Source organism: Haloferax sulfurifontis ATCC BAA-897, from assembly GCF_000337835.1.
Taxonomy (GTDB): domain Archaea; phylum Halobacteriota; class Halobacteria; order Halobacteriales; family Haloferacaceae; genus Haloferax; species Haloferax denitrificans.
Window position 1 is genome coordinate 102,434 of sequence record NZ_AOLM01000028.1, and the last position, 25,603, is coordinate 128,036.

The 25,603-nt window shown below is 69.3% G+C and carries 21 protein-coding genes; 13 read left to right on the forward strand and 8 right to left on the reverse strand.

The window, feature by feature from the left end; all coding sequences use genetic code 11:
- Window positions 1–64: 64 nt before the first annotated feature.
- Window positions 65–1,657, reverse strand: a complete 1,593-nt coding sequence (locus C441_RS17525; RefSeq protein WP_007276290.1) for a cobyric acid synthase — start codon at window positions 1,655–1,657, stop codon at window positions 65–67.
- Window positions 1,658–1,849: 192 nt separating this feature from the next.
- On the opposite strand from C441_RS17525, the gene C441_RS17530 reads away from it, so the two are divergent.
- From C441_RS17530 to C441_RS17545, 4 genes are all read left to right on the forward strand, one after another.
- A complete protein-coding gene (locus C441_RS17530; RefSeq protein ID WP_007276291.1) occupies window positions 1,850–3,466 on the forward strand; it encodes a long-chain-fatty-acid--CoA ligase in 1,617 nt (538 codons plus the stop codon).
- A 166-nt stretch (window positions 3,467–3,632) separates the two neighbouring features.
- Window positions 3,633–6,284 (forward strand): PAS domain-containing protein, encoded by a 2,652-nt coding sequence (locus C441_RS17535; RefSeq protein WP_007276292.1) that lies wholly within the window; start codon window positions 3,633–3,635, stop codon window positions 6,282–6,284.
- 163 nt (window positions 6,285–6,447) lie between these two features.
- Window positions 6,448–7,035: a nitrous oxide reductase accessory protein NosL gene (locus tag C441_RS17540; protein ID WP_007276293.1), complete on the forward strand. Its 588-nt coding sequence runs from the start codon at window positions 6,448–6,450 to the stop codon at window positions 7,033–7,035.
- A gap of 145 nt (window positions 7,036–7,180) precedes the next feature.
- Entirely contained in the window at window positions 7,181–7,669 is a 489-nt protein-coding gene (locus C441_RS17545; protein ID WP_007276294.1) for a TQO small subunit DoxD, read from the forward strand.
- Window positions 7,670–7,790: 121 nt separating this feature from the next.
- Here C441_RS17545 and C441_RS17550 read toward each other — a convergent pair whose 3' ends face one another.
- The gene (locus C441_RS17550) at window positions 7,791–8,774 is read right to left on the reverse strand and encodes a DUF1028 domain-containing protein (RefSeq protein ID WP_007276295.1); all 984 of its coding nucleotides are present in this window, start codon (window positions 8,772–8,774) and stop codon (window positions 7,791–7,793) included.
- A gap of 63 nt (window positions 8,775–8,837) precedes the next feature.
- Window positions 8,838–9,437: a TetR/AcrR family transcriptional regulator gene (locus C441_RS17555; RefSeq protein ID WP_049920695.1), complete on the reverse strand. Its 600-nt coding sequence runs from the start codon at window positions 9,435–9,437 to the stop codon at window positions 8,838–8,840.
- A 109-nt stretch (window positions 9,438–9,546) separates the two neighbouring features.
- Between C441_RS17555 and C441_RS17560 the strand changes: the two genes are divergently transcribed.
- The 6 genes from C441_RS17560 (at window position 9,547) to C441_RS17585 (ending at window position 18,907) form a co-directional block, all read left to right on the forward strand.
- Window positions 9,547–10,827, forward strand: a complete 1,281-nt coding sequence (locus C441_RS17560) for an ABC transporter substrate-binding protein (RefSeq protein WP_007276297.1) — start codon at window positions 9,547–9,549, stop codon at window positions 10,825–10,827.
- A gap of 167 nt (window positions 10,828–10,994) precedes the next feature.
- On the forward strand, window positions 10,995–13,208 hold the full coding sequence (locus C441_RS17565; RefSeq protein ID WP_007276298.1) for a PAS domain S-box protein: 2,214 nt from the start codon (window positions 10,995–10,997) through the stop codon (window positions 13,206–13,208).
- Between the two features lie 130 nt (window positions 13,209–13,338).
- Window positions 13,339–13,884 (forward strand): ribbon-helix-helix protein, CopG family, encoded by a 546-nt coding sequence (locus tag C441_RS17570; protein ID WP_007276299.1) that lies wholly within the window; start codon window positions 13,339–13,341, stop codon window positions 13,882–13,884.
- 186 nt (window positions 13,885–14,070) lie between these two features.
- Window positions 14,071–15,288, forward strand: a complete 1,218-nt coding sequence (locus C441_RS17575; RefSeq protein ID WP_049920681.1) for an Nramp family divalent metal transporter — start codon at window positions 14,071–14,073, stop codon at window positions 15,286–15,288.
- Entirely contained in the window at window positions 15,288–17,303 is a 2,016-nt protein-coding gene (locus C441_RS17580; protein WP_007276301.1) for a hydantoinase/oxoprolinase family protein, read from the forward strand. The genes C441_RS17575 and C441_RS17580 overlap by 1 nt, the downstream gene beginning before the upstream one ends.
- Window positions 17,300–18,907 carry a hydantoinase B/oxoprolinase family protein gene (locus tag C441_RS17585; protein WP_007276302.1) on the forward strand — a complete coding sequence of 536 codons (1,608 nt, stop codon included), beginning with the start codon at window positions 17,300–17,302 and terminating at the stop codon, window positions 18,905–18,907. The genes C441_RS17580 and C441_RS17585 overlap by 4 nt, the downstream gene beginning before the upstream one ends.
- A 102-nt stretch (window positions 18,908–19,009) precedes the next feature.
- Here the strand turns inward: C441_RS17585 and C441_RS17590 are convergent, their stop codons facing one another.
- Window positions 19,010–19,945, reverse strand: coding sequence for a hypothetical protein (locus C441_RS17590; protein ID WP_167321015.1), 936 nt, complete (start codon window positions 19,943–19,945; stop codon window positions 19,010–19,012).
- Window positions 19,946–20,055: 110 nt separating this feature from the next.
- On the reverse strand, window positions 20,056–20,670 hold the full coding sequence (locus C441_RS17595) for a class I SAM-dependent methyltransferase (protein WP_007276304.1): 615 nt from the start codon (window positions 20,668–20,670) through the stop codon (window positions 20,056–20,058).
- Between the two features lie 102 nt (window positions 20,671–20,772).
- Here C441_RS17595 and C441_RS17600 point away from each other — a divergent pair, with 102 nt between their 5' ends.
- Together C441_RS17600 and C441_RS17605 are read left to right on the forward strand one after the other, a co-directional pair.
- Window positions 20,773–21,141, forward strand: a complete 369-nt coding sequence (locus C441_RS17600) for a rhodanese-like domain-containing protein (RefSeq protein WP_007276305.1) — start codon at window positions 20,773–20,775, stop codon at window positions 21,139–21,141.
- Window positions 21,142–21,252: 111 nt separating this feature from the next.
- Complete coding sequence (locus C441_RS17605; protein ID WP_007276306.1) at window positions 21,253–21,720, forward strand: FKBP-type peptidyl-prolyl cis-trans isomerase; 468 nt, start codon at window positions 21,253–21,255, stop codon at window positions 21,718–21,720.
- A 51-nt stretch (window positions 21,721–21,771) separates the two neighbouring features.
- On the opposite strand, the gene C441_RS17610 is transcribed toward C441_RS17605, so the two are convergent.
- The 3 genes from C441_RS17610 to C441_RS17620 form a co-directional block, all read right to left on the reverse strand.
- A complete protein-coding gene (locus C441_RS17610) occupies window positions 21,772–22,545 on the reverse strand; it encodes a hypothetical protein (protein ID WP_007276307.1) in 774 nt (257 codons plus the stop codon).
- A gap of 61 nt (window positions 22,546–22,606) precedes the next feature.
- Window positions 22,607–23,746, reverse strand: coding sequence for a DUF7118 family protein (locus C441_RS17615; RefSeq protein WP_007276308.1), 1,140 nt, complete (start codon window positions 23,744–23,746; stop codon window positions 22,607–22,609).
- A gap of 123 nt (window positions 23,747–23,869) precedes the next feature.
- Window positions 23,870–24,556 carry a hypothetical protein gene (locus C441_RS17620; protein ID WP_007276309.1) on the reverse strand — a complete coding sequence of 229 codons (687 nt, stop codon included), beginning with the start codon at window positions 24,554–24,556 and terminating at the stop codon, window positions 23,870–23,872.
- A gap of 124 nt (window positions 24,557–24,680) precedes the next feature.
- On the opposite strand from C441_RS17620, the gene C441_RS17625 reads away from it, so the two are divergent.
- Window positions 24,681–25,553: a universal stress protein gene (locus C441_RS17625; protein WP_007276310.1), complete on the forward strand. Its 873-nt coding sequence runs from the start codon at window positions 24,681–24,683 to the stop codon at window positions 25,551–25,553.
- The last annotated feature ends 50 nt before the right edge of the window (window positions 25,554–25,603 follow it).

Genomic DNA, 25,603 nt, shown 5'->3' on the forward strand with positions numbered 1-25,603 from the left:
CAACTGTAGCGCCTATCGGGTGTTAAACGCTCGCTGACGGCGGTGTCAGGTGGTTACGCGCGTGTCACCGGCCGGTCCGCCGGGTCGCCTCGACCCCCCGATACGCCACCCCGAGCGCGTCGCAGAGCGCCGCCACGTCGAGGTTGTCGGCGACGAGTGCGGCGGCGCGGTCGTAGGGGTCGCCCGCCGCGCCGGCGTCCGCGTCGGTTTCTGCCGCTCCCGCCGTCCCGCTTGTTTCGGCTCCTGTCGCTCCCGCCGCCGGTCGGTCGCGCCCGGCCGACTCGTACACGGCGTTCACGAACGCGTTCCGCGGCGCGTCGTTGGCGAACAGGTCGTGGATGTACGTCCCTGCGACGCTCCCGAGCGCCGCGCCGTCGCCCGAAACCGTCGTCGCGTCGCCGACGATGCGGCTGTCGCCCATGTGTATCTCGTAGCCGTCGACGGTCCCCGTCGCGCCGGCCAGCGGTCCCGCGCCGTCGAACTCGACGGCGACGGGTTCGACTCGCTTGTCGTGGGAGAACCGCGTGACTACCGGCAGAAGGCCGAGCCCGTCGACCGTCTCGTCGTCTCCCGAGCCCTCGATGTCGGCGTTCTCGATGGTCTCGCCGAGCAGTTGGTAGCCGCCGCAGATGCCGACGACCGGACCGTCGAAGGCGGCGAGTTCGTCGCCGAAGCCGGCGTCGCGGAGCGCGAGCAGGTCGTCGACCGTGTTCTTGCTTCCGGGGAGGACTACCCCGTCGATTCCGTCGAGCGTCGCGTCGAGCGGGAGGTACGCGACCCGGACGCCCGGCGTCTCGGAAAGCGGGCCGAAGTCCGTCGCGTTCGAGATGCGCGGGAGTCGCGGCACGCCGATGGTGACCGCGTTCTCGGCCGCGACGCCGTCGTCGTCGCCGACGGTGGCGCGCTCGCCTTCCGCCGGGAGCGCGAGGCTGTCTTCCTCCGGGAGGCCGGGGTCGTCGTACGGGAGGACGCCGAGGACGGGCACGCCGGTCCGCTCTTCGATTTCGTCGAGCCCCGGTTCGAGGAGGCTCGGGTCGCCGCGGAACTTCGTGATGACCGCGCCGACGACCCGCTCGCGCACGTCTTCGGGCAGGAGTTCGAGCGTTCCCAGCAGGCTGGCGAAGACGCCGCCGCGCTCGATGTCGGCCGCGATGAGGACGTCGGCGTCGGCGAAGCGGGCGGTCTCGACGTTCGCCAAGTCGCGGTCGTGGAGGTTTATCTCGGCGATGGAGCCGGCCCCCTCGGCGACGACCACGTCCGCCTCGCTCGCCAGCCGACGGTGTGATTCGACCGCCGCCTTGCGGGCGTCCTCCCAGTGGGTCGCGTAGTAGTCGCCGGCGGCGTTGAGCCCGACCGCCCGGCCGTGGACGACCAGTTGCGAGGTGCCGTCGCCGTGGGGCTTGAGCAGGACCGGGTTGTGGTCGGTCGTCGGCGCGACCCGCGCGGCGCGAGCCTGTACGTACTGCGAGACGCCGATTTCGCCGAAATCGTCGCCGTCGGCGGTCGCCACCGCGCGGGCGTTGTTGCTCATGTTCTGGGCCTTGAACGGCGCGACCGAGAGGCCGCGGTCGGCGAACAGGCGACAGAGCCCGGCCGCGACGGTGCTCTTGCCCACGTGGCTCGCGGTCCCCGCGACGAGGAGGGTCGGCGTCGTCATCTGCCGGGAGTCAGGGCCGCTCGGTTCAAAGGTGTTCGTTTCGGCGTCGGGCGGATGCGCCCCCGTCGCGTCCGGCGGCGCGTTCGAACCCTTCCGCGACCTTCCCCGTCATACTGAGGCGGTTACGTCGGACGTGTGAAATGTTGCCGGAAGTGGTGCGTTTAGTTCGCTCGCCCGCTCGGTCTATCATGAATGAAAAAACAGTTACTCGTGACGGACTTCCTCGACCGGGCCCGGACGTACTACGGCGATTACGAGGCTGTCGTCGGCGTCGACGGCGAGCGTTTCACCTACGCGGAGTTCGGCGAGCGGGTGGACAGGTTTTCGGCGGCGTTGCAATCGCGCGGCGTCGAGAAGGGCGACCGGGTCGCGGTGCTCGACCCCAACACGCACTACCACCTCGAAGCCGCCTACGGGTCGATGCAGTGCGGCGCGCTCCACGTCCCGCTGAACTACCGGCTCACCACCGAGGACTACGAGTACCTGCTTTCGGACTCCGGCGCGAGCGTGGTCTACGCCGACTACCAGTACGCGGGGAAAATCGAGGCCGTCCGCGACGACGTGCCCGCCGAGGTGTTCGTGACGAACGACCCCGCGGCCGTCGACGGCGATTGGCTCGACTTCGAGACGTTCCTCGACGAGGCCGACGCCGACGACTACGAGCGCCCCGAGATGTCCGAGGACGAACTCATCACCATCAACTACACGTCGGGGACGACCGGCGACCCGAAGGGCGTCTGCCGCACCCACCGAACCGAGTCGCTCCACGCCCAACTGGTGACGATTCACCACCACATCGCCGACGACGACGTCTATCTGTGGACGCTCCCGATGTTCCACGTCAACGGCTGGGGCCACATCTACGCCGTCACCGGCCGCGGCGCGAAGCACGTCTGCACCCGCGGGGTCGACGCCGAGCGGGTGTTCGACGCCATCACCGGGGAAGACGTGTCCTTCTTCTGCTGTGCGCCGACCGTGCTGTCCATCCTCCGGGAGTACGCCGAGGAACACGACCCGGCGTACGCCGGCGACAACCCGGTTCGCGTGACCGCCGCAGGGAGCGCCGCCCCGAGCGCGACGATTCGCCACACCGAATCGGAGTTCGGCTGGGAGTTCACCCAGCTGTACGGCGCGACCGAGACCGGCCCGCTCATCGCCACCTCGGACGCGAACCGGCTCATCCCCGACGAGGGCGGCCTGCGCTTCTCGCTCAAACAGCGGCAGGGCGTCGCCCCGCTCGGGACCGACCTGCGCGTCGTCGACGACGACGGCGAGCAGGTCCCGCGCGACGACGCCACCATCGGCGAGGTGGTCGTCCGCGGCAATCAGGTGATGGAGAAGTACTGGAACAAGCCCGACGAGACCCACGATGCGTTCAACGACCGCCTCGAAGGCTGGTACCACACCGGCGACCTCGCGGTCGTCAACGAGGACGGCATGATAGCGATTCAGGACCGCAAGAAGGACATCATCATCTCCGGCGGCGAGAACATCTCCTCGGTCGAACTGGAGGACGCGCTGTTCGACCACGACGCCGTCGGCGACGTGGCGGTCATCCCCGCGCCGTCCGAGAAGTGGGGCGAGACGCCGAAGGCGTTCGTCGTCCCCGCCAACGGCGACGTGGAGAACCCCGGCGTCACCGCCGAGGACCTGACCGAGTACACCCGCGACCGCCTCGCGGGATACAAGGCCATCCGCGAGTTCGAGTTCGTCGAGGAGATTCCCAAGACCGCGACGGGCAAGATTCAGAAGTACGAACTCCGCAAGCGCGAGTGGGACGACGAAGAGCGGATGGTCGGACAGGGGTAGTCGTCGCCAGCGATTCGGCGACCGACGACCCGGCGATTCGGCGACCCGGCGACCGATGACCGATGACCGTCTCCTCTCCTCGCCGCCTCTCCCTATCGCCGTTTCCTCTGGCGGTCCGCCCGCTCGCCCGCAAGATTATTGACTCTCTGAATATCTCGTATCTAACATGTTTCCCCCGAGTTCTGGGAGCACCTCCGTCGGCGCGATTCTCTGTGTCGCGGCCGACGGCGCTGTCTCCGATTCGGCCGTCTCGGCGCTTCGGGACGCCTTCGAGCGCCCGGTCGAGCGCGCCGAGAGCGCCGCGGCCGCGCGCTCGGCGCTCGCCGACCGCGCCGTCTCCTGTCTCGTCGCCGCCGCGGACCTCCCCGACGGGCTCGACCTCGACGCGCTCGTCACCGCCGCCGACGCTCGCGCCGGGCCTCCGGTGGTCGTCTACGCCGCCGCCGGCGACGAGGCGCTCGCCGCCCGCGCCGTCTCGCTCGGCGTCGACGACTACCTGGTCCGCGACGAGGCCGACGACTCCCACGCGGCCCTCGTCGAGTCGGTCCGGACGCTCTTCGAGCGGGACGCCGACGACCGCTCCCCCGAAACCAGAAGCTACCGCGTCATCGTCGAGGCGATGGAAGACGGTGCGTTCGTCCTCGACGAGAACCGACGTGTGGAGTACGTGAACCCCCGAATCGAGGCGATAACGGGGTGCGCATCCGAGACGCTCCGAGGCGAGCGGTTCGAGTCGCTCGTCGACGCCGGGCTGTTCCCCGCCGACGAGTACGAGCGCTACCGCGACGCCGTCTCGCGGGTCCTCTCGAAGGGCGTCACCGAGCGCCTCGACGTTCGGTTCGTCGACGCCGACGGCGTCTCGCGGCTGTTCGAACTCTCGCTTTCGCCCGTCGGCGACGGCGAGCGGGTGACCGGCGTCGTCGGCATCCCGCGGGACGTGACCGACCGCGAGACGGCCACCACCCAGCGCGGCGAACTGCTCGAACGCATGACGGACGCCTTCTTCGCGCTCGACGCCGACTGGCGCTTCGTCTACCTCAACGACCGCGCGCGAGACGTCTTCGGCGAGGTCAGAGAGCCCGACCTCGGCGAGCGCATCTGGGACCTGGTCCCGTCGCCCGACGGCGCCGAACTGTACGAGAAGTACCACGAGGCGATGCGGACCCAGGAGTCGGTGACGTTCGAGACGTACTCCGAACCGTACGACGGCTGGTTCGAGGTCCGCGCGTACCCCTCGCCGTCGGGGCTGTCGGTCTACTTCCGCGACGTGACGACGCGAAAGCGCTACCTCCACGCCCTCGAATCGACCAATCAACGCCTCGAAACGGTGTTGCAGAACCTGCCGGTCATCCTCTCGGCGTTCGACGCCGAGGGCGTGTTCACCATGTCCGAAGGGGCCGGGCTGGAGTCGCTCGACCGCGAACCCGGCGAGGCCGTCGGTCGCTCCGCCTTCGACCTGTACGACGACACGCCCGCGGCCACCGACGCCATCGCCCGCGGCCTGTCGGGCGAGGCGGTCGACGCCAGAATCGAGTACCGCGGCGCGGTGTACGACGCGTGGTACCGCCCCGTCTTCGACGACGGCGAGGTGTCGGAACTCCTCGGCGTCGCCATCGACGTCACGAACCGCGCGCGGCTCGAAGCCGGCCTCCGGTCCCTGCAAGCGGTCACGCAGGACTTCATCCTGACCGAGAGCGTCGAGGAGGTCGCGGCGCTCGCGGTCGAGGTCGTCCCCGAACTCGTGCCCGACGCCGACGCCGCCGTCTGGCTCGCCGACGACCGCGGTGGCCTGTCGCCGGCCGCTTCGAACGCGGGCAAGTTCGACTCGGGGGCACGAATCGAGGCGTCTCCGAGCGGCTTCGAGTCCGAGGCCGTCACCCGAGTCGACGCGGCGGCGGTCGACGACCGGCTTCTGTCCCCCGACTCCGACGCGGCGTCGGTCCTGCGCGTCCCGCTCGGGAGCCACAGTCTCCTCGTCGCCTCGACCCCCGACGCGTTCCTCGACGTCGACGAGGACCTGCTCGAACTCCTCGGGTCGACGGTCACCTCCGCGCTCTCGGGGACCGTCCGCGAACAGGAGCTTCGCAACCGCGAGGCCGACCTCGCGGCGGCCAACGAGCGGCTCGACGACTTCGTCTCCATCGTCGCCCACGACCTCCGTAACCCGCTCGCGATAGCCACCGGCTATCTCGACCTCGGGATGGAGTCGGGCGAGCGGGCGCACCTCGAACGCGCCGCCAACGCGGTCGACCGGATGTCCGAACTGGTCGAGGAGGTCCTCGACCTCGCCCGCCAGCGGACGCCCGTCGTCGACGCCACGCCCGTCGACCTCGCCCGCGTCGTCGACCACGCGTGGCGGTTCGTCGACACCGGCGACGCGACGCTCGTCCGCGAGGAACTGTTCACCGTCGACGGCGACGACGGCCGCCTGCTCAGGCTCTTCGAGAACCTGTTTCGGAATGCTGTGGAACACGGCTCGACGAGCCGCCGGGACACCCCCGACGACCCCGCGGAGCGCGACACACCGCCCGACGAACCGCTCACTGTTCGCGTCGGTACGCTCGACGACCGCACCGGATTCTACGTCGCGGACAACGGCGTCGGCATCCCCGAGAACATCCGAGAGCGGGTGTTCGACCACGGCTACACCACGACGGCGCGGGGCACCGGATTCGGTCTCGCAATCGTCGACGACATCGCCGACGCCCACGGCTGGTCCGTCTCGCTCGCCGGGTCGGCCGAGGGGGGCGCGCGGTTCGAGTTCGTGACGCAGTCGGAGGGGCTGGCGGCGACCGGGTCGGCGGGGACCGACGAATGACGCACGCGATTCCTGTCGCCGAGGGCGCGGCCTCGATACCGGCCGTGCCGAGCCACGCCCGCCCTCGATTCGACAGACAGCTGACGACTCGGCCGCACGGTGCGGCGCTCGGTTCGCGTTCCGCACCAATCACCATTTGAGCGCCCCCCGACTAGCTTGGCGTATGTGCCACGACTGCGACCGGACCGTCGCTCGTCGAACCGTGTTGTCCGCGGTCGGTGCCGCGGGCGTCGCCGCCACGGCGGGATGTCTGGGCGGCGTCGGAACCGACGGCGGCGGCGACGCTCCCGAGGCACTCGCACTGACCGGCGGCGAGCAGTGCGACGCCTGCGGGATGGTCATCGACCAGCACCCCGGCCCCGCCGGGCAACTGTTCTACGCCGACCACAGCCCCGAGGGCCACGACAACCCGGCGCGGTTCTGTAGCGCCTGGGAGACGTTCTCCTACGCGCTCGACCGCGAGGACGACGGGTGGCGGCTGGCCGGCGGCTACCTCACGGACTACAGCACTGTCGAGTACGACCTGTTCGACGACGGCGGGAAGACGTTCATCTCCGCGCACCTCGACGCCGACGCGTTCGCGCCGATGGACGACCTCGTCTACGTCGTCGGCACCGACGTCAACGGGTCGATGGGCCGCGATTTCGTCCCGTTTTCCGACGACGGCGACGCCGAGGCCTTCGCCGACGCGCACGACGGAACTGTCTACGAGCGCGACGAGATATCTCGCGACCTCATCGCCCGGCGCTGAGGTCTCAGACTCTCTTTTTCGGTCGTTCTCGATTCCTTAGATTCGGAAATCACGCTCCCTTTATATGCTCTCGGCGGTCGTCCGTTCATCTGTTAGGTGAAAGACAATGGCCGCTAACTCACAAATCGAGATGCTGGGGAACAGAATGGACTTCGACTACTCGCAGGGCGTCACGGGCTACGTGCTCGTGTTGACCCGCCTCATCACCGGCTACTGGTTCTTCCACGCCGGCGTGACGAAAATCGTCGGCGAGCCGTTCAGCGCCGCGGGCTACCTCGCGAACGCCCCCGCCGCCTCGCCCCTACAGGGCTTCTTCGCGTGGACCGCCGCGACCCCGTGGCTCCTCGACTTCACGAACTTCATGATTCCGTGGGGTGAGGCCCTCATCGGTCTCGGACTCCTCGTGGGTGCACTCGTCCGGCTCGCCGCCTTCTTCGGCGGCGTCCTGATGGTGTTCTTCTACCTGGGGAACGCCGACTGGGCCCACGGCGTGGTCAACGGCGACCTGTTCGGGCTGATGATGTTCGCCATCGTCGGGACGCTCGCGGCGGGCCGCATCCTCGGCCTCGACGCCATCATCGAGAAGATGGAGTTCGTCCGCCAGCGCCCCGCGCTCAAGTACCTCCTCGGCTGAGTGGGATATCCTTCCCCCTCGCGGCCGTGTCGGTGCGCCGCGGTGACCCACCAACGCCACCGCACCCGGCGCGCTTCGGCGAACGAACGAACACTACGAACGACGAGACTGATTTTCCCGGCTACTTCCTATCGAGCCTGCTGAGCCCCCGCCAAATCGCCTCGATGAGCCGCGCTTCTCCGTCGAGCTCGCTCGTCTCGTCGTCCCCATCCGCAGAACTGCCCTGTTTCGCCGCTTCCGCACCGTCGACGTCGTCCCAGCCGCGGGCGATGGCGTCTTCGAGGACCGAAAGCGAGTGGTTCTCGAAGTTGTTCATGCCCCGGAACGATTCGAGCGCCGCCGCGGCCTCGTCGTCGAACTCGCCGCTCGGCGTTCCGTCGTAGAAGCCGAGGTCCGACAGCGTTTCGAGGACCGCCTCGGCCGTCTCGCCCGACAGCGACCGAGTATCTTCGGGCGCTTCGCGCTCCAAGAGCGTGATGTCGTACAGCTTGAACACGCGTTCGAGTTCGTCTATCGGGTGGTCGTGGTCGTCGACGCGCACGTCGATCCAGCGGTCGTTGCCGCCGTCGTAGCCGCCCTCGGGCTTGGCGATGTACATCGCCGCGGACTGCTCGCCGCGCTTGTCGCCGCCGGCGTCGTTGCCGGCGTGGAGCGCCGCAAGGAGGCGCTCGGGGAGGCCGCCGTCGGTCGTCTCGAACGCCTCGGCCATCGCGTCCAGCGTCGCCTCGTTTTCGAGGATGTTCCCCTGAACGGTGTAGTGCTCTCCTTGGATGTCGCCGGCCACGTCGAAACAGTCGTCTCCGGTGAAGGCCGCGACGCTCCCGTCGGCCCCCACGACGCCGACCTGTCTGCTCGGGGCCTCGTCGTCGGCGTCGGTCAGTTCGGAAACGACTTCCTCGGCCGAGCGCCCCTCGCGCAGGAGGTCCAATCCGTCGGGGCCGTAGGCGACGTTCGCGAAGCTCTGGGTGGCGATTGCGCCGGCGTCCGCGCTGACGAACGGGACGACGGAGCCGACGCTCACGAACTTCGATTGGACGGCCACGCCGACGGCGTCCTGTTCGGGCTCGCGGGCGACGATGGAGAAGGTCGACGGTCGCGGTGTCATGGGCGGAACCGACGGACTCCGGGCGAATAAGGATTCAGGTGTTCGGGAGAGAGCGCCCGCCCGTCACGCCGAGATGCGGTCGATGTGGGCGTCGATGGCCGCCCGGAGCGACCCGATTGGCTCGTCGGGCTCGAACACCGTCACCCGGCGGGCGCGCGCCCCGGTCAGAATCGAGAGGAACAACTCGGCCTCGGCGTCGGGGTCGATTGCCTCGAACTCGCTGGCCTCGATTCCGCGTTCGAGGATGTCCCGAAGGTGCGCCGTGAGTTCGTCGTCGATGTGTCGGTACTCCTCCCGGTAGGCCTCGTCGTGCCGGGCGTTCATCCGAAGTTCGAACATGGACAGTTGGAGCCGGTAGGCCTCCTCGGAGAGCGTCTCGGGGAGGAGAGCGTCGACCAGCGTTTCGAGTTCCTCTCTGGGCGTGCGGTCCCCCCGCGGGAGGCCGTCGAGGAACTCCGCGAGGACGTAGTCGAGGAAGTCGATCAGTAACTCGTCTTTCCCCTCGTAATGGTAGTACAGGAGCGCCTTGCTGTTCTCGAACTCGTCGGCGATGTCCTGCGTCGTCAGGTTGCCGTAGCCGTGTTTCCGGAGCGCCCTGTAGGTCGCCTCCATGATGCGCCGCTTCGCCGGCTCCAACTCCTCAGCCGGTCCCTCCCGTGCCATGTTCCGCCGGTTCTCGTTCGACGGACGTGTCGCTTTCGGCTCGTCGCGGGCGACTCCCGACGACCCCGGCGTCCGAAGCAACTTTATAACTTTAGGCCAGCCTAAAAATATGGCAGAAGACGACAGTCACCGTTCCGAACTGACGCGGCGGCAGTACCTCACGTACGGGAGCGCGGTCGTCGCGGGCGGACTGGTCGCCGGGTGCGCGAGCGAGTCGACGGATTCGACGGCGACAGCGACTGCGGACGAGTCGGGAGACGCGACGGGGACGACGCCGACCGACGTACCGGAGTCTACGACCGAAGCCGAGGCGGACGATAGCTCGTACTCGGTGTCGATGGCTCCGGTCGGCGAAGTCGAGTTCGACGCCGTGCCGACGAGCGCCCTGACCTACTATCCGGTCTCGGCCGACGCGGCGGTCGCCTTCGGTCACGGCGACGCCATCACCGGCATCGGCTACGACAAGGAGCTGTTCGGCAACACGGTCGACTACTACTACGACGCGCTCGACGGCGTGGAGTTCGAGTGGGAGGACCTCGGCCGCGTCACGCCGGCGTCGAACCCGAACGCCCTCGACAGAGAACTGTTCTACGAACTGGACAGCGACGTTCACTTCCTCGACCCGTGTCTCCTCCGGAGTCCCTCGTTCGACTGGACCGAAGACGAGGTTGCGTCAATCGCGGCCGACGTGGGGCCGTGGTTCGGCAACTACTACAGCCGGACGAACGCCGACCCGCCGGAGCCTTGCCGCGACCGCTACGAGCACTACACGCTCTGGGAGTACCTCGGTCACATCGCGGCGGTGTTCCGGGAAGGAGAGCGCTACCGGGCGTTCAAGTCGCTCCGGGACGACCTCGTCGCCCGGATACGGGCCGACCTCCCGCCGGCGTCCGAGCGGCCGTCGCTCGCGGTCGTCGCCTACACCGGCGGGACGTTCTGGCCGTACGACTTCACGGGGGACGGCTACCTCTGGGCGCACCTCCGCCCGTTCGGGATGCGGAACGCCTTCGCGGCGACCGACGCCCAGACCGGGTCGGACGGTTCGTACGACTACGAGGCGATGGTCGAGACCGCGCCCGACGTCGTCCTCCGGTACTGGGGGACCGCGCTCGGCGACTCGTTCCGCTCGAACCGCGAGGAGGTGCTCTCGGACCCCCTCGCTGACGAGGTGCCCGCGTTCCGCGACGGCCGGTACCACCCGTCCGGAAACGGGATGCAGGGGCCGATTATGAACCTGTTCCAGCTGGAGATGACCGCCAAACAGCTCTTCCCCGAGCGGTTCGGCGCGTGGCCCGGCTACGGCGACGGCGAGTCGTACCCCGAGATTCCCGACGACGAACGGCTGTTCGACCGCGAGCGCGTCGCCGACATCGTCGCCGGCGAGTTCTGACGGGCGGCCGAGCGAGGGCCGGTCCAACTCGGTCGCCCAACTCGGTCGCCCCCGTCGCGCCGTCGTTCCCGTTATTAGATTCGAAACTAGCGGCGTCGATTCCCGGTCCCTAACTATAGAGGTCGAACTTATGTATCGCCGCGAATGTTATTATTTGGTAACTATCGATGACGACCTCGGAATCCCCCCATATCGTCTACGTCGACGACGATGCGGCGCTCTTGGACCTCGGCGAGACGTACCTTCGAAAACTCTCTTCGTTCGAGGTGACGACCTGCTCGGACCCGACGGCCGCGCTCGATATCGTTCGTGATTCCGATATCGACTGCGTCGTCAGCGACTACGACATGCCGGCGATGACCGGCGTCGAACTCCTCGAAACGGTCCGCGAGGAACACGGCTCGCTTCCCTTCATCCTCTTTACGGGCAAGGGGAGCGAGGAAGTCGCGAGCGACGCCATCTCCGCGGGCGTCACCGACTACCTCCAGAAACAGCCCTCCTCCGAGCAGTACGAACTCCTCGTCAACCGCATCGAAAACAGCGTCTCCGAGCACCGGGCGACCCGCCGGGCGGAGCGCTACGAGACCGTTCTCGAAGCGCTCGGCTACCCGGTGTACGTCGTCGACGAGCGCGGCCGCTTCACCTACGTCAACGACGCCTTCGCGGACCTCTCGGGCTACGCGGTCGACGAGATTCTCGGGAGCGGCCCGGAGCTCGTGAAAGACGACGCGGACGTGCAGAAGGCGGCCAGCGAACTCGGGGGGGTTCTCTCGTCGAGCGGTCCCGACACGACCCAGTTCGAAATCGAACTCCGGACCGCCGACGGCGAGGCGGTGCCGTGCCGCGACCACATGGGCTATCTCCCCTACGAGGGCGAGGCGTTCCGCGGCTCGGTCGGTATCCTCCGGAACATCTCCGGCGAGCGGGCCCGACGGGACGAACTCGCCCGCGACGAGCACATCATCCGCGCCGCGGGCGACCCGGTCTACTCCCTCGACGCCGACGACCGCTTCGAGTACGTCAACGACGCCTTCGTCGAGCTCGTCGGCCACGACCGCGACCGCGTCCTCGGGTCGCATCTCTCGTCGTACCTGCCCGACGCGGACTACGAGACCTACGAGTCGCTCCGGGCGTCGCTCGGCGACGGCGCGGAGACCGACCGGCTCACCTTCGAGACGCAACTCCTCGCGGCGGACGGCGACGGCCGCGACCGCGTGCCCATGGAGTGTCACCTCACGCTCCTCCACGACGACGGCTGTGAGGTCGTCGGCACGACGGGAATCCTCCGGGACATCTCCGAGCGACTGGCCCAGGAGGCCGAACTGTCGCTGATGCGCCGCGCCATCGACGAGGCCTCGGTCGGCATCACCATCACCGGTCCGAGCGAGGACGACTGCCCCATCGTCTACGCGAACGCCGCCTTCGAGGAGCTCACCGGCTACGACGCCGACGAGATTCTCGGCGAGAACCACCGCGTCCTGCAGGGGCCGGACACCGACGAGGAAGAGTGCGAGCGGTTCCGCGAGGCCATCGCCGACGAGGAGCCGTGCAGTATCGAACTCCTCAACTACCGCCGCGACGGGACGCCGTTTTGGAACCACTGCGAGATAACGCCGGTCCACGGCGACGACGGGCGCGTCGCGAACTACATCGGCTTCCAGCGCGAGGTGACAGAGCGCAACGCCCGCCAGCGCCTGCTCGAACGGCAGAACGAGCGCCTCAGCGAGTTCACGCGGGTCGTCTCGCACGACCTCCGGACGCCGCTGACGACCGCTCGCGGCTACTTCGACATCGTCGCCGAGTCGCCCGGCGACGCGGACGCCGAGGACCTCCGAAAGCTCGGTCGGAGCCTCGACCGCGTCGAGGAGTTGCTCTCGGACCTGACGACGCTCGCCACGCAGGGCGAGACGGTCGTCGAGACGGAGCCGTTGGACTTCCGGCGCGCGGCCGAGCGGGCGTGGGAGACCGTCCCGACCGACGACGCCGAACTCCGGTTCGACCGGACGGCCGGCGGCGCGTCGCGGACGATAGCGGCCGACGAGAGTCGGCTCCGACAGCTCCTCGAGAACCTGTTCGAGAACGCAGTCGCCCACGGCGGACCCGAGGTGACGGTGACCATCGGCCGGACGCGAAACGGCTTTTTCGTCGAGGACGACGGCGACGGCTTCCCGGCCGACCGCTCGCCCGCGGAGTGCTTCGAAGCCGGCGTGAGCGAGCGTCGCGGCGGCGGCCTCGGCCTCGCCATCGTCAAGCGAATCGCGGCCGCCCACGACTGGACGCCGACCGCGGAGCGCGGTTCGGCCGGCGGCGCGCGGTTCGTCTTCACCGAGTCGGCGACGGCCGCGGGACCGCCCGCCCGGCGACAGCGGAGCGACGACTAACGCCCGCGTCACCCGTACAATTTCTAAAATTTTCACACTTTTTGACGGTCCCGCTCGATTCGTCACTCTCGTTCGGCTCGCGGCGGTCGTCTGCACATCGCTTAAGAACTCCACCGAGAGTTAGGGTCTCATGGTCACGAATCGCATCACGGTGTCGCTCGACGAGGACGCCCAGTCGGCGCTCGACGGGCTCGCCGGCCGGACCGACAAGGCCCAAAGCGAGCTCGTCCGCGAGGCGCTCGTCTTCTACGCGGCCAACTTCGAGGCGGCGACGACCGACGCCGGGCCGAACCTCGAAGCCTACCACCAGATGCTGTCGAGCGGCGAGCACGTCCTCCTCGACGTGGACTTCCTGCACACGTTTCTCGACTACGTGGAGGACGACGACGGCGACCCGGACCCCGCGTTCCTCGACGCCGTCGACCGGGTCGCGGCGTTCCACGCCCACGAGTACCGCGACCGGTTCGAGTCGCTGGGCGAACTCCTCGACTGGCTGTCGTTCTGCGGCTTTCTCACGGTCCGCGCCTCCGAGGGCGACACCTTCCACGTCGTCTTCCCCACCGAGTCTGTCAAGTGGTTCATGTCGCGGTTCATCGCGCTCAGCACCGAGCAGTCGCCGTTCGACATCGAGGTCGAAGAGGGCGTCTCGAAGGTGCTTCTCACCGAGGTCCGGTGAGGGTCGCGCCCGGCGCGGACCGTCGACCGGTTCGCCGGTCGCCCGAACCGGTTGAGGGCCACGCCCGGCGCGGACTTCACACTCGTTCATACTCCTTCACACGCGCTCTTCCCGCCGTAAACGGCGTTCTCAACCGGGATTTATCACTCAGAGTTTGATACGTCAATTCACCTCACAGGAAGAACCATGAACATCATCCAACGTCTGAAATCTATCGGTCCGGGTGCGATGGTCGCCGCCGCGTTCATCGGTCCCGGCACGGTCACGACCGCGAGCGTGACGGGCGCGCGATTCGGCTACGCGCTCGTCTGGACCATCGCCTTCTCGATAGTCGCCACTATCGTGCTTCAGGAGATGAGCGCCCGACTCGGCCTCGTCTCCCGCGAGGGCCTCGGCGAGGCGCTCCGCGAGCAGTTCGACAACCCCGCGCTGTCGGGGCTGAGCATCGCCCTCGTCGTGAGCGCCATCGGCATCGGGACGGCCGCCTACGAGACCGGGAACATCCTCGGCGGCGCGGCCGGACTGGAGGGCCTGACCGGCATCAGCGCCAACCTCTGGGGGCCCGCGATGGGCCTCGTCGCCGGCGTCCTCCTGTGGTCCGGCAAGTACAAACTCATCGAGAAAGCGCTCGTCGGTCTCGTCTCCATCATGGCCGTCTCCTTCCTCATCGACGCCGTCCTCATCGGCCCCGACCTCGGCGCGCTCGCCCGCGGGTTCGTCCCGAGCGTCCCGCAGGGGTCTGCGTTCCTCATCACCGGCCTCATCGGGACGACCGTCGTCGGCTACAACCTCTTTCTCCACGCCGGGAGCGTCCAAGAGCGGTGGGCCGGCCCCGAGGAGTTGCACGAGTCGCGGGCCGACACGGTCCTGTCTATCGTCCTCGGCGGCTTCATCACCATCTCGATTCTCGTCACCGCCGCGGCGGCGTTCCCCGTCGGGACGAACATCCAGAACGTGAGCACGATGGCCGAACAGCTCGAACCCCTCGTCGGCACGCAGGCGAAGGTGTTCTTCGGCATCGGGCTGTTCGCCGCGGGCTTCACCAGCGCGACGACCGCCCCGCTGGCCGGCGCGTACGCGACGGCGGGGGCGCTCGGCTGGGACACCGACCTCCAGTCCACGAAGTTCCGCGCCGTCTGGGGCTCGATTCTGCTCGTCGGCATCGTCTTCTCCGCGGTCGGCTACAGCCCCGTGCAGGCCATCGTCTTCGCGCAGGTCGCAAACGGCGTCCTGCTTCCCATCGTCGCCGTCTTCCTCATCTACGTGATGAACGACCGCGACATCCTCGGGTCGTACGCCAACTCCACGCTCCAGAACGTCGTCGGCGGGCTGGTGACGCTCGTTGTCGTCTGGCTCGGCCTCCGAACGCTCTATACGGTCGCCGCCGATATGGGGGTGTTCTGATGGACACAGAAACGCGAATCGGCGTCGACGTCGGCGGCACCTTCACCGACGTGGCGCTTCTGACTCCCGAGGGCCGCCTCGTCACCGCGAAGGTCCCGAGCACGGACGACCAGAGCGTCGGCGTCGTCCGCGGCATCGAGAAGGCCTGCGACGACGCCGGTATCGACCTGGCCGAGGTCGACGCGTTCACCCACGCGATGACCGTCTCGGTCAACGCCCTCCTCGAAGACGACGGCGCGACGACCGCGCTCGTCACCACCGAGGGGTTCCGCGACGTGCTCGAAATCGGCCGACAGGCCCGCCCCGACCTCTACGACGTGACCGCCGACAAGCCCGCCCCGCTCGTCCCGCGCCGCCGCCGATTCGAGGTGACCGAGCGGGCGACCGTCGAGGGCATCCAGACCGAAGTCGACGAGTCGGAGGTCCGCGCGCTCGCCGACGACATCCGCGACGCCGGCGCGGAGAGCGTCGCCGTCTCGCTGTTGCACGCCTACCAGCACCCCGAAAACGAGCGCGTCGTCGCCGGCGTGCTCCGCGAGGAACTCGACGCGCCCGTCTCCGCCTCCCACGAGGTGCTCGCCGAGTTCCGCGAGTTCGAGCGCACCTCGACCACCGCTGTCGACGCCTACGTGACGCCGGCCATCGACAGCTACCTCGGCCGCCTCGAATCCCGCGCGGCCGACCTCGGCGTCCCGGTCCCGAAAATCATGCAGGCCAACGGGGGCATCGCCCCGGCGTCGACCGTGCGCGAACACGCCGTGACGACCACGATGTCCGGGCCGGCGGCGGGCGTCGTCGGCGCGGCGGAGACCGCCACCGACTCCGGCGACGACCTCGCCGGCCTCGTCACCTTCGACATGGGCGGCACCTCCAGCGACGTGAGCCTCGTCCGCGACGGCGAGGTCGAGCGGACCACCGACGCCGAAATCAACGGCCGGCCCATCAAGACGCCGATGGTGGACGTGAACACCGTCGGCGCGGGCGGCGGCTCCATCGCGTGGGTCGACTCGGGCAACGCGCTCCGGGTCGGGCCGCGGTCGTCGGGCGCGAACCCCGGTCCGGCCTGCTACGGCCGCGGCGGCACCGACCCGACCGTGACGGACGCGAACGTCGTCCTCGGCTACATCGGCGGCAGTTCCGCCCTCGGCGGCGAACTCTCACTCGACGTGGACGCCGCCCGCGACGCGCTCGCCGGCCTCGCCGACGAGGCCGGACTGGACGACGCGCTCGCGGCCGCCCGCGGGGTCTACCGCGTCGCCAACGCCAACATGACGCGGGCGATTCGCGCCGTGACCGTCGAGCGCGGCCACGACCCGCGGCGGTTCGGCCTCGTCGCCTTCGGCGGTGCCGGCCCGATGCACGCCGCCGCGCTCGCCGAGAGCCTCGACATCGAGACCGTGGTCGTTCCGCGGGCCTGCGGCGTCCTCTCGGCGTACGGCCTGCTCGCGGCCGACCAGAAACACGACTCGGTGCGGACGCTCCGCCGACCCCTGTCCGGCCTCGACGCCGCGGCGGTCGAATCCGCCTATGCCGACCTCGAAGCCGACACGCTCGACGACGTGACCGACCCCGACGACGCGGCGGTCCGGCGCGCCGCCGACCTCCGGTACGTCGGCCAGAGCTTCGAACTGACCGTGCCCGTCGGCGAGACGTTCGACGCCGCGGCGGTCGAAGCGCGGTTCCACGAGGCCCACGAGAGCGCCTACGGCTACCGCCTCGACGACCCGGTCGAACTCGTCAACGTCCGGGCGACCGCCGTGGTCGAACGCGACTCCCTCGACGTGACCTACCGCGGCGACGGCGACGCCCGCAAAGACACCCGCGAGGCGTTCTTCGACGGCGCGTTCCGCGAGACGCCCGTCTACGACCGCGACGGTCTCGGCGCGGGAGCGACCGTCGAGGGGCCGGCGATCCTCGAACAGCACGAGAGCACCGTCGTCGTGCCCCCGGCGTGGGGCGGGACGGTCGGGGCCGACGGGACGCTCGTCCTGACCAGCGGGGGTGACGGCGAATGAGCGACCGCGAGGTCGACCCCGTGACGCTCGAAATCATGCGCAACCAGTTCGAGAGCGTCGCCGAGGAGATGGGGCAGGTGCTCATCACCTCGTCGTACTCGCCGAACATCAAGGAGCGCCGCGACTGCTCGACGGCGCTGTTCGACGCCGAGGGCCGCCTCGTCGCGCAGGCCGAACACATCCCGGTCCACCTCGGCGCGATGCCCGAGGCCGTGGACACGGTCCTCGACTACGACCCGGAACCGGGCGACGTGTTCGTCCTCAACGACCCCTTCGAGGGCGGCACGCACCTCCCCGACGTGACGATGGTGTCGCCGCTCGCGGTCGACGGCGAGGTGCTCGGCTACGCCGTCTCGCGGGCGCACCACGCCGACGTGGGCGGGATGACGCCCGGCAGTATGCCCGCCGGCGCGCGCGAAATCTATCAGGAGGGGCTCCGACTCCCGCCGGTCAGGCTCGTCGCCGGCGGCGAGACCAACGACGACGTGCTGTCGCTCCTCCTCGCCAACGTCCGCAACCCCGGCGAGCGCCGCGCCGACGTCCGCGCGCAACTCGCGGCCAACGAGCGCGCCGAGGAGCGACTGGCCGACCTCGTCGGGGAACACGGCCGGTCCCGCGTCCTCGCGGCGTTCGACGCCGTGATGGACTACTCCCGGAACCGCGTCACCGCGGAACTGCGCGACCTGCCCGACGGCGAGTACCGCGCCCGCGACGTGCTCGAAGGCGACGGCGTGACCGACGAGGACATCCCCATCGAGGTGACCGCGACGGTCGACGGCGACACCGTCGCGTTCGACTTCGACGGCACGGCCGACCAGGTCGCCGGCAACGTCAACGCCCCGCTCGCGGTCGCCAAGAGCGCGGTGTACTTCGTCGTTCGATGCGTCACTGACCCCGAAATACCGCCGAATCAAGGCTGTTACGACCCCATCTCGGTCGAGGTCCCCGAGGGGTCGCTCCTCAACCCCGACGCCCCCGCGGCGGTCGTCGGCGGCAACGTCGAGACGAGCCAGCGCGTGACCGACGTGGTCTTTTCGGCGCTCGCTGATGCCGCCCCCGAGCGCGTCCCCGCGCAGGGACAGGGGACGATGAACAACCTCACCATCGGCAGTCGCGCCGGCGGCTCGGACGGCTTCACCTACTACGAGACCATCGGCGGCGGGTTCGGCGGCCGCGCCGGCGGCGACGGCATGGACGGCGTGCAGGTCGGGATGACCAACACGCTCAACACGCCGGTCGAGGCGCTGGAAGCCGAGTACCCGCTTTTCGTCGAGGCGTACGGCCTCCGCGAGGGAAGCGGCGGCCGCGGCGAGTTCCGCGGCGGCCTCGGCATCGTCCGGTCGGTCACGGTCGAGGCCGACGCGACTGTCTCGCTTCTCACCGAGCGCCGGCGGGTCGCCCCCCGCGGCATCGCCGGCGGCGAGGACGGGGCGACGGGACAGAACCTCGTGGACGGCGAGGCGGTCCCGTCGAAGACGACCCGCGACGTGCCCGCCGGCACGACCGTCACGGTTCGGACGCCGGGCGGCGGCGGCTACGGCGACCCCAACGACCGAGACGACGACGCGGCCCGTCGTGACCGCGAGGACGAAAAGACGGAGTAGCGTCGACCGCCATCTCGGCCTACACAGTCCACAATTTGCACAATTTGTAAACCGCTCGGACGGTCGTCGTCCGTGCGTCACGCGATTGGTCGGACCCGTCGCTCAGTCGTCGTCCCGGTCCGACGACGCCTCTTCGTCTTTTTCCTCGTCGTCGAACGCCTGCATCCGCGGGTCTATCGCCGGGTCGCGCTGTTGCTTTCGCGCCCGGCGCTTCGCCGCGCCGACGAGCGAGTCGTCGCTCGACTGGGACTCCACGAACGTCTCGTCGCCGATGGCGCTCTCGGCGATGTCTCGAAGCGCCCCGAGGCGCTCGCGGTCGCTCGGCGACTGACTCCGCTCCCGCCCCCGACCGCCCCGGCGTCCCGACCCGCGGGCGTCGCGGTCGTCGTCCGGCGGAGAGCGCTGTGTGAACTGCGTCGCGTCCGTTATCAGCAACTGCACCTGGTCTTTCGCGCGGTAGTGGTGGTCCTTCGCGCCGGCGAACTCGAACCGCGCGCCCTCGCCGAGGTACGGGTGGCTCACGCCGTCGGGGACGACGAACACGACGCCGTTCGGCGCGCTCTCGTCGGTGAGGTGGCCGATGATGTCCGGCGTGCCGGGGTCGTTCTTGTCCACCCAATCGACCGACTCGACCGTCGCCTCCACGGTCACGTACGCCCCGCTCCCGGTGAGTTCCGAGAGCGTTCGCGTCGACTCCGCGCTCCCCGCGTCGTTCGACGCCGCCTCTGATTCCGACGCCGACGCCGATTCGGTCGCCGATTCGGCCGTCGATTCCGGGCCGTCGGAACCCAAACCTGACTGGTCCGCTCCGACCGAGGCGAAGAGGTAGTCCACGTCACTGCCGCGTCCCGCCATGTAGTTCGAGACGGTGATACTCACTCGCGTCGGTCCCGATGAATCGGCGGGTTCGTCGCCGTCATCGAAGATGCATTTCACGTCGGAATCGGTTTCGGGCGACTGGAGAAACCACGCGCCGTCGCGTCTCTCGACGGTCACCGTCCCCGTCGACCCCGACTGAGTGAACCAATCCGTTGACATACAGTTTGTTCGAGTTCGACGTGTGATATGTGTTTCTCAGGTTAGAGAACTGAATGGCGAACTCGCGGTCGAGAGTCGAGTCGAACGGGCGGAACAGCCGCGCCGCGCCGTCACGCGTCCCGTCCCGTCAGCCTGCGCCGCGGATACGACTGCGCCCCGCCCCGCGTGTTCCGCGCGATAATCGTCGCCGTCGCGGACTGCCGGTCGTCGCGGGGTTCGGTCGTCTCGTCGTAGTAGAGCACGGTGAGGTCGAGACAGGCGCGGAGCAGTTCGTTCGAGTCGAAGCGGTATCTGTCGGTGCTCGGCCCCACCGTCGCCGGCGGGTCGGCCCGCAGGTGGTGCTGGTAGAACAGCACGCCGCCGGGCTTCAGCACCGCCTTGACGTCGGCGAGGCGGTCCAGCGTCCGGAAGTAGCTGATGGTGACGAGGTCGTACCTCGACTCGGGGAACTCGTGGGTCGTCGCGTCGGCCCGAATCGTCTCCACGCGGTCGGCGAACCCGCGGGAACGGGCGCGCTCGTCGACGATGCTCAGCCCCTCGCCGGACTGGTCGAGCGCGTCCACCCGGTAGCCGTTCGCGGCGAGAAACAGCGCGTTGCGACCGTTGCCGGCCGCCACGTCGAGCGCGCGGCCGTCGGGCAGTTCGTCGAGGTACGCCCGGAGCACCGGCGACGGCTCCGGGTCGGTCGGGTACGTTCCGGTCCGGTAGCGTTCGTCCCACTCCATACGGGCGCTACGCGGACCGCCGTGTTCAAGCTACGGCGTCGGTCTCGGCGGGCGGGCCGCGGAAGCGCCAGCGCTTTCCGCGCCAGCGACGTGGTGGTAGCCGTGCCCTCGATTCGCCCCGACGAACTCGCCGCCCGCCTCGACGACGGGGACGGCCCCTTCGTCCTCGATGTCCGCCCGGAGTCGAACTACCGACGCGGCGCAATCGACGGGAGCCGAAACGTCCCCGTCTACGACGACCTCCGGTCGGGCGACGACGCCTCGCTTCGGCGCCGGCTGGACGAGATTCCGCGGGACCGCGACGTGGTCGTCGTCTGTAAGATGGGCGTCGTCGCAAAGCGGGCGACGGGGCTCCTCCGCGAGGAGGGGTACGACGCGGCGACGCTCGCGGGCGGGATGAGCGGGTGGAACGGTTACCAGCGCGGGTCGCTGAGCTACAAACTCCGGTCTTTCGTCTGGCGGCTGTTCTGAGTCTCCGCTCGCGGCGCGCCGAGCGCGTGGGCGATCGCCCGATATGACAAAGAGCCAATACTCTCACCGGCAGTACGGCCACTTATCCGTCTCCGGCAGAGAGTACGCGGTATGACGATTGAAACCGGCGACTCCGTTTCGCTCGAATACGTCGGACAGCTCCCTGACGGCACGATTTTCGACACGTCGCGTCAGGACGTGGCCGAGGCCGAGGGTCTCGCGGAGGCCCAGCCCGACCGCGACTACGAGCCGCTCGCGGTCGAGGTCGGCGCGGGAACCGTCATCGAGGGGCTCGACGAGGCGCTCGTCGGCATGTCCGTCGGCGACGAGGAGAGCATCGAAATCCCGCCGGAGAAGGCCTACGGCGAGCACGACGAGGACCTCGTCCGCGAGCACGAGACCGAACAGCTCCGCGAGGTGCTCGGCGACGAGCCCGAGGAAGGCCTGTACGTCCAGACCCAGCAGGGCGGCCTCGGCGAAATCGTCCACGCCGACGACGACGTGGTCCGCATCGACTTCAACCACGAACTCGCCGGCGAGACGCTCGTCTTCGACGTCGAAATCCTCGACGCGAACTGAGCTGAACTGAACTGAGCCGCCGTCTCGCGGCTCGGTGCGTTTTTTCTCCCGCTACTCGCGCCACCGCGCGATAGCGTACACCGCTCCTCCGACGAGAAGCAGGACCGCGCCGACGCCCGCGACGCCGAGGCCGACGACGAGCGCGGCCCCGAAGCCGAAGTCGTCGACGTGCGTGTAGGCGGTGATGCTGTAGAGCGTCCCCTCCTTCTCGACGAGCGCCGGGAGGCGGTCCACGAAGGCGTCGTTCACCCGCGGTCGGTAGCCGAGGTCGTCCGAGGAGTTCCGGAGGATTCTGTCGACTGTCTCTCTCGCTTCCGGCGAGAGGTTCGCGTAGCTGTACGCGCCCCGCTCGACGGTGGTGTTGGCGACGCGCTGGAGCGTGGCGTTTCGCGCGGTGACGACCGAGCCGTTTTCGCGCACGCTGAACCGGTAGTACTGGTCGCGCTCGCCGTAGGCGTCGTGGACGTACGTGTTGTTCCGCGCGATGGCGCGGAGGTCGGCTCTCGCGCCCGCCGCCGTCGTTCGGGCGGTGCCGTTCCGCATCGCCGCCTCCAGCGCCTCGCGGGTTTCGTTCGGCACGCGGTACTCGCCGGCCGAGTACCGCTGGCTCACCTGATGCACCGAAATCGAGACCGACCGGCCGTGACGGCGCACGATGTGCTCGATGTCCGAGTGGTTCGCGAGCGTGACCGGCTCGGCCCGGTACGACTGCGAGGTTTGCGGCGGCGGCGACGTCGCGTCCGCGAGCGCGGGCAGATACACCGGCGCGGGGAGGCAGACGAGACCGACCACCGCGAGGAGGAGAGCGAGTTTCCGGAGACGCATTATCGGGCGTTCCGCCGAGTCGGGTAAGTGCTTTTTCCCCGGCTCGGGGGTTCGTCGGCCCCTACTCGTCCAGCGGCGGGTTCGCGTCGAGGCAGTCTTCGACCCGCTCGCGCTCCTCGCGGGCCGCGGCCAGCTCGTCTGCGACGACGCCCCGCCGGAGGCGGTCGCGCTGGTCTTCGGTGAGTTCCGCGCGGGCGACCGCGGCGTCGCGGAGGCGGTCGTAGGACTCCTCGTACGTCAGTTCGTGGACTTCCCGGGCGCGGGCGACCGTCTCGTCGTCGGCGAATCGACTCCCGACGGCGACGAGTTCCTTCGTCCGCCAGCGGAGTTCCGAGGCGGACGCCGGCGGCCACGACACGGTCAGCGAGTCGGCGTCGAGCGTCTCCAGAAACCGTTTGTTCGTCCCGACGGCCGCGGAGAACCGCTTGGGGTCCTCGACGTAGTGGTCGAGCTTCGACCGCGAGTAGCCGGCGTACTCGACGAGCGTCGGAATCGGCTCGTCGCCGATGGCGGCGGTTTCGAGGTACTCGCGCAGTCGCTCGGGGGGACTGGGCGTCTCGACCAGCGGGTACGACTCGGCGGCCGCCAGCCACGCGAGCACCCCGCGGGCCGACGACTCGGCGCGGAACCGGTCGAACGCCTCGGTGACGGCGTCGTCGTATCGCTCGATGGGGTCGCGGAGTTCGTCCACCGGCGCGTCGATGTCGGCCTCGCCGAGTTCCCGCACGCGTTCGAGGCGGTCGACTCGCGCGTCGAGTTCGTCTGCCCGCTCCCGCAGTCGCCGGCGGGCGCTCCGGTAGTCGTCTCTCGCCTCGTCCAGTTCGCCGAGGAGCGCCGCCTCCTCGCGGGCGGGGGCCAACTCGCGTCTGGCCTGCTCGAAGTCGGACGCCGACAGCGACGAGGTGATGCCGGTCGTGAGCGACTCGTTGGCGTCGATGAAGGCGTCGCTGTGGCGCACGTCCGCGGGGACCTCCTCCAACCGGTCCGACAGCGCCTCGCGGAACGCGACGTAGCCTTCGAGGTCGTCGGTCGCGCGCTCCTCGTATCGGTCGAGAATCCCGGTCACGTCGCGGACGGCGGACGCGAGCGTTCGAAGCTCCTCGCGGCCGATTTCGTCGACCGCCTCGCGTCGGTCGCGGAGGGTTTCGGCCGCCGTGCGGAGCGCCGCCACGGGGTCGTCGGCGAGCGCGGCGTCAGCCACGTCGCGGCACCTCGGGCGGGCGTTCCGTTCGCGGAATCGGTGTCATGCCCGACGAGTCGGTGCGCGAGGGTTGAAAACTTGATGCCCGCGGACGGCGGCGAGACGACCGCGAACGAGAGGCCGTCAGCGACGGTCTCGGCCGGTCACCACGTCGAACGCGCAGGCGGTCGCGACCGCGAGCACGCAGAGCGCGACCGACGGCGCGAGGGAAAACAGGTCGACCGCGCCGGGGAACGCGGCCACCACGAGGAGCGAGACGGCGTAGTAGGCACCGGCGGCCGCGGCCGACGCACGGGCCGGCGCGGCCCGCAGTCGTGGGAGCGCGAGCATCGCACAGAGCGCGACGCCGCCGGCGACGACGACAGAGCCGGCGAGTCCCGCGCCGACGAGGTCGGCCCGCGCGCCGAGGAACGTCCCGAGGCCGAGCGTCGCGTTCAGGTAGGCCGCCCGTCGGACGAGGGCTCCGTAGCCCGCGTCGGGGCCGAGACCGAGTTCGCTGTCCTCGATGCGGTGCCACGGCGCGCCGACAGAGACGGCGCCCAACCGGAGCGCGCCGATGGCGAGGCAGGCGACAGACAGCGAGACGACGGCCGCGGTCGTGACCGCAACGGGCGTCGAGACGGTCATGAAGGCGACCCAGAGCATCGGAAGCGCGAGGAGCAGGTGCTGTCCGAGCCCGAAGTAGACCGTCGCGTCGAGCCACGCGTCAATGCCACCCTCGCCGTCGTCGCCGCGCTGTCGGCGTCGGTTCCGGCGGCGGCGTCGCGGCCGCGTTTCGCCGCCGCGGGACGACTCGTTTCTCGGTGCCATGGTCGTCCCGTTGTGACTGCTGTCTGATAACTGTGTGGCGCGCCGGGGTCGTGCCGCCGGAGACGGGGGTCCGCGGACGCCGTCCGGCGAAAGGACTTACCGGCGACCGGGTGTATGACAAGCCATGTACGAGCGCATCCTCCTGCCGGTCGACGAGAGCACGTCGTCGAGCGCGGTCCTCCACCACGCCAGCGAACTCGCCCACTGGGACGACGCGGAGATTCGACTGCTCTTCGTCGCCGACACGACCCGCGACAGCGTCACCGTCGTCGACAACGAAGTGGTCGACGCGCTCGAACGCGAGGGCGAGAGCGTCGTCGAGGAGGCGGCGCAGACGCTCAAGAATCTCGGCGTCGACTACTCGACGGACGTGGTGCAGGGCAACCCCGCGCCGACCATCGTCCAGTACGCCGAGGAGTACGACTACGACCTCATCGTAATGCCGACCCACGGGCGGGAGGGCATCTCCCGACAGCTTCGCGGGAGCGTCACGGAGAAGGTCGTCCGCCTGTCTGACCGTCCGGTTCTCACCGCCCGCATGAAGCCCGACGAAGAGCTGACGTTCCCCTACGAGCGCATCCTCATCCCGACCGACGGCAGTCGCTCCGCGAAGCGGGCGACGAGCCACGGCCTCGAGCTCGCGGCCGAACTCGACGCGACGGTCCACGTGCTGTCGGTCGTCGACGACTCGGCGCTCGGGTTCGACGTGCGGTCGATGCTCTCCGGCGAGGAGAGCGAGCGCGGGGCGAACGAGGCGATTTCGCAGGTCGTCGAGGAGGCGAACGAACACGGCGTCACGAAGCTCGCCGAGACCATCGAACACGGCTCGCCGAGCGAGGCGATTCGGGAGTACGTCGCGGACAACGACATCCACGCCGTCGTCATGGGGACGACCGGGCGGAGCGGCGTCGACCGCATCCTCCTCGGGAGCGTCGCCGAGGAGACGGTCCGGAGCGTTCCGGTTCCCGTCATCACGGTGTCGCCGGCGGAGGAGTAACCCGACCGGGCCGCTGACGGCGGGTCGTCCGACTCGGGATACAGCTATTA

Excerpts from the sequence above, each read along its gene's own strand:
- C441_RS17525 (WP_007276290.1), bottom strand. The coding sequence starts at position 1,657 with ATGACGACGCCGACCCTCCTCGTCGCGGGGACCGCGAGCCACGTGGGC.
- C441_RS17530 (WP_007276291.1), top strand. The coding sequence starts at position 1,850 with ATGAAAAAACAGTTACTCGTGACGGACTTCCTCGACCGGGCCCGGACG.
- C441_RS17535 (WP_007276292.1), top strand. The coding sequence starts at position 3,633 with ATGTTTCCCCCGAGTTCTGGGAGCACCTCCGTCGGCGCGATTCTCTGT.
- C441_RS17540 (WP_007276293.1), top strand. The coding sequence starts at position 6,448 with ATGTGCCACGACTGCGACCGGACCGTCGCTCGTCGAACCGTGTTGTCC.
- C441_RS17545 (WP_007276294.1), top strand. The coding sequence starts at position 7,181 with ATGGACTTCGACTACTCGCAGGGCGTCACGGGCTACGTGCTCGTGTTG.
- C441_RS17550 (WP_007276295.1), bottom strand. The coding sequence starts at position 8,774 with ATGACACCGCGACCGTCGACCTTCTCCATCGTCGCCCGCGAGCCCGAA.
- C441_RS17555 (WP_049920695.1), bottom strand. The coding sequence starts at position 9,437 with ATGGCACGGGAGGGACCGGCTGAGGAGTTGGAGCCGGCGAAGCGGCGC.
- C441_RS17560 (WP_007276297.1), top strand. The coding sequence starts at position 9,547 with ATGGCAGAAGACGACAGTCACCGTTCCGAACTGACGCGGCGGCAGTAC.
- C441_RS17565 (WP_007276298.1), top strand. The coding sequence starts at position 10,995 with ATGACGACCTCGGAATCCCCCCATATCGTCTACGTCGACGACGATGCG.
- C441_RS17570 (WP_007276299.1), top strand. The coding sequence starts at position 13,339 with ATGGTCACGAATCGCATCACGGTGTCGCTCGACGAGGACGCCCAGTCG.
- C441_RS17575 (WP_049920681.1), top strand. The coding sequence starts at position 14,071 with ATGAACATCATCCAACGTCTGAAATCTATCGGTCCGGGTGCGATGGTC.
- C441_RS17580 (WP_007276301.1), top strand. The coding sequence starts at position 15,288 with ATGGACACAGAAACGCGAATCGGCGTCGACGTCGGCGGCACCTTCACC.
- C441_RS17585 (WP_007276302.1), top strand. The coding sequence starts at position 17,300 with ATGAGCGACCGCGAGGTCGACCCCGTGACGCTCGAAATCATGCGCAAC.
- C441_RS17590 (WP_167321015.1), bottom strand. The coding sequence starts at position 19,945 with ATGTCAACGGATTGGTTCACTCAGTCGGGGTCGACGGGGACGGTGACC.
- C441_RS17595 (WP_007276304.1), bottom strand. The coding sequence starts at position 20,670 with ATGGAGTGGGACGAACGCTACCGGACCGGAACGTACCCGACCGACCCG.
- C441_RS17605 (WP_007276306.1), top strand. The coding sequence starts at position 21,253 with ATGACGATTGAAACCGGCGACTCCGTTTCGCTCGAATACGTCGGACAG.
- C441_RS17610 (WP_007276307.1), bottom strand. The coding sequence starts at position 22,545 with ATGCGTCTCCGGAAACTCGCTCTCCTCCTCGCGGTGGTCGGTCTCGTC.
- C441_RS17620 (WP_007276309.1), bottom strand. The coding sequence starts at position 24,556 with ATGGCACCGAGAAACGAGTCGTCCCGCGGCGGCGAAACGCGGCCGCGA.
- C441_RS17625 (WP_007276310.1), top strand. The coding sequence starts at position 24,681 with ATGTACGAGCGCATCCTCCTGCCGGTCGACGAGAGCACGTCGTCGAGC.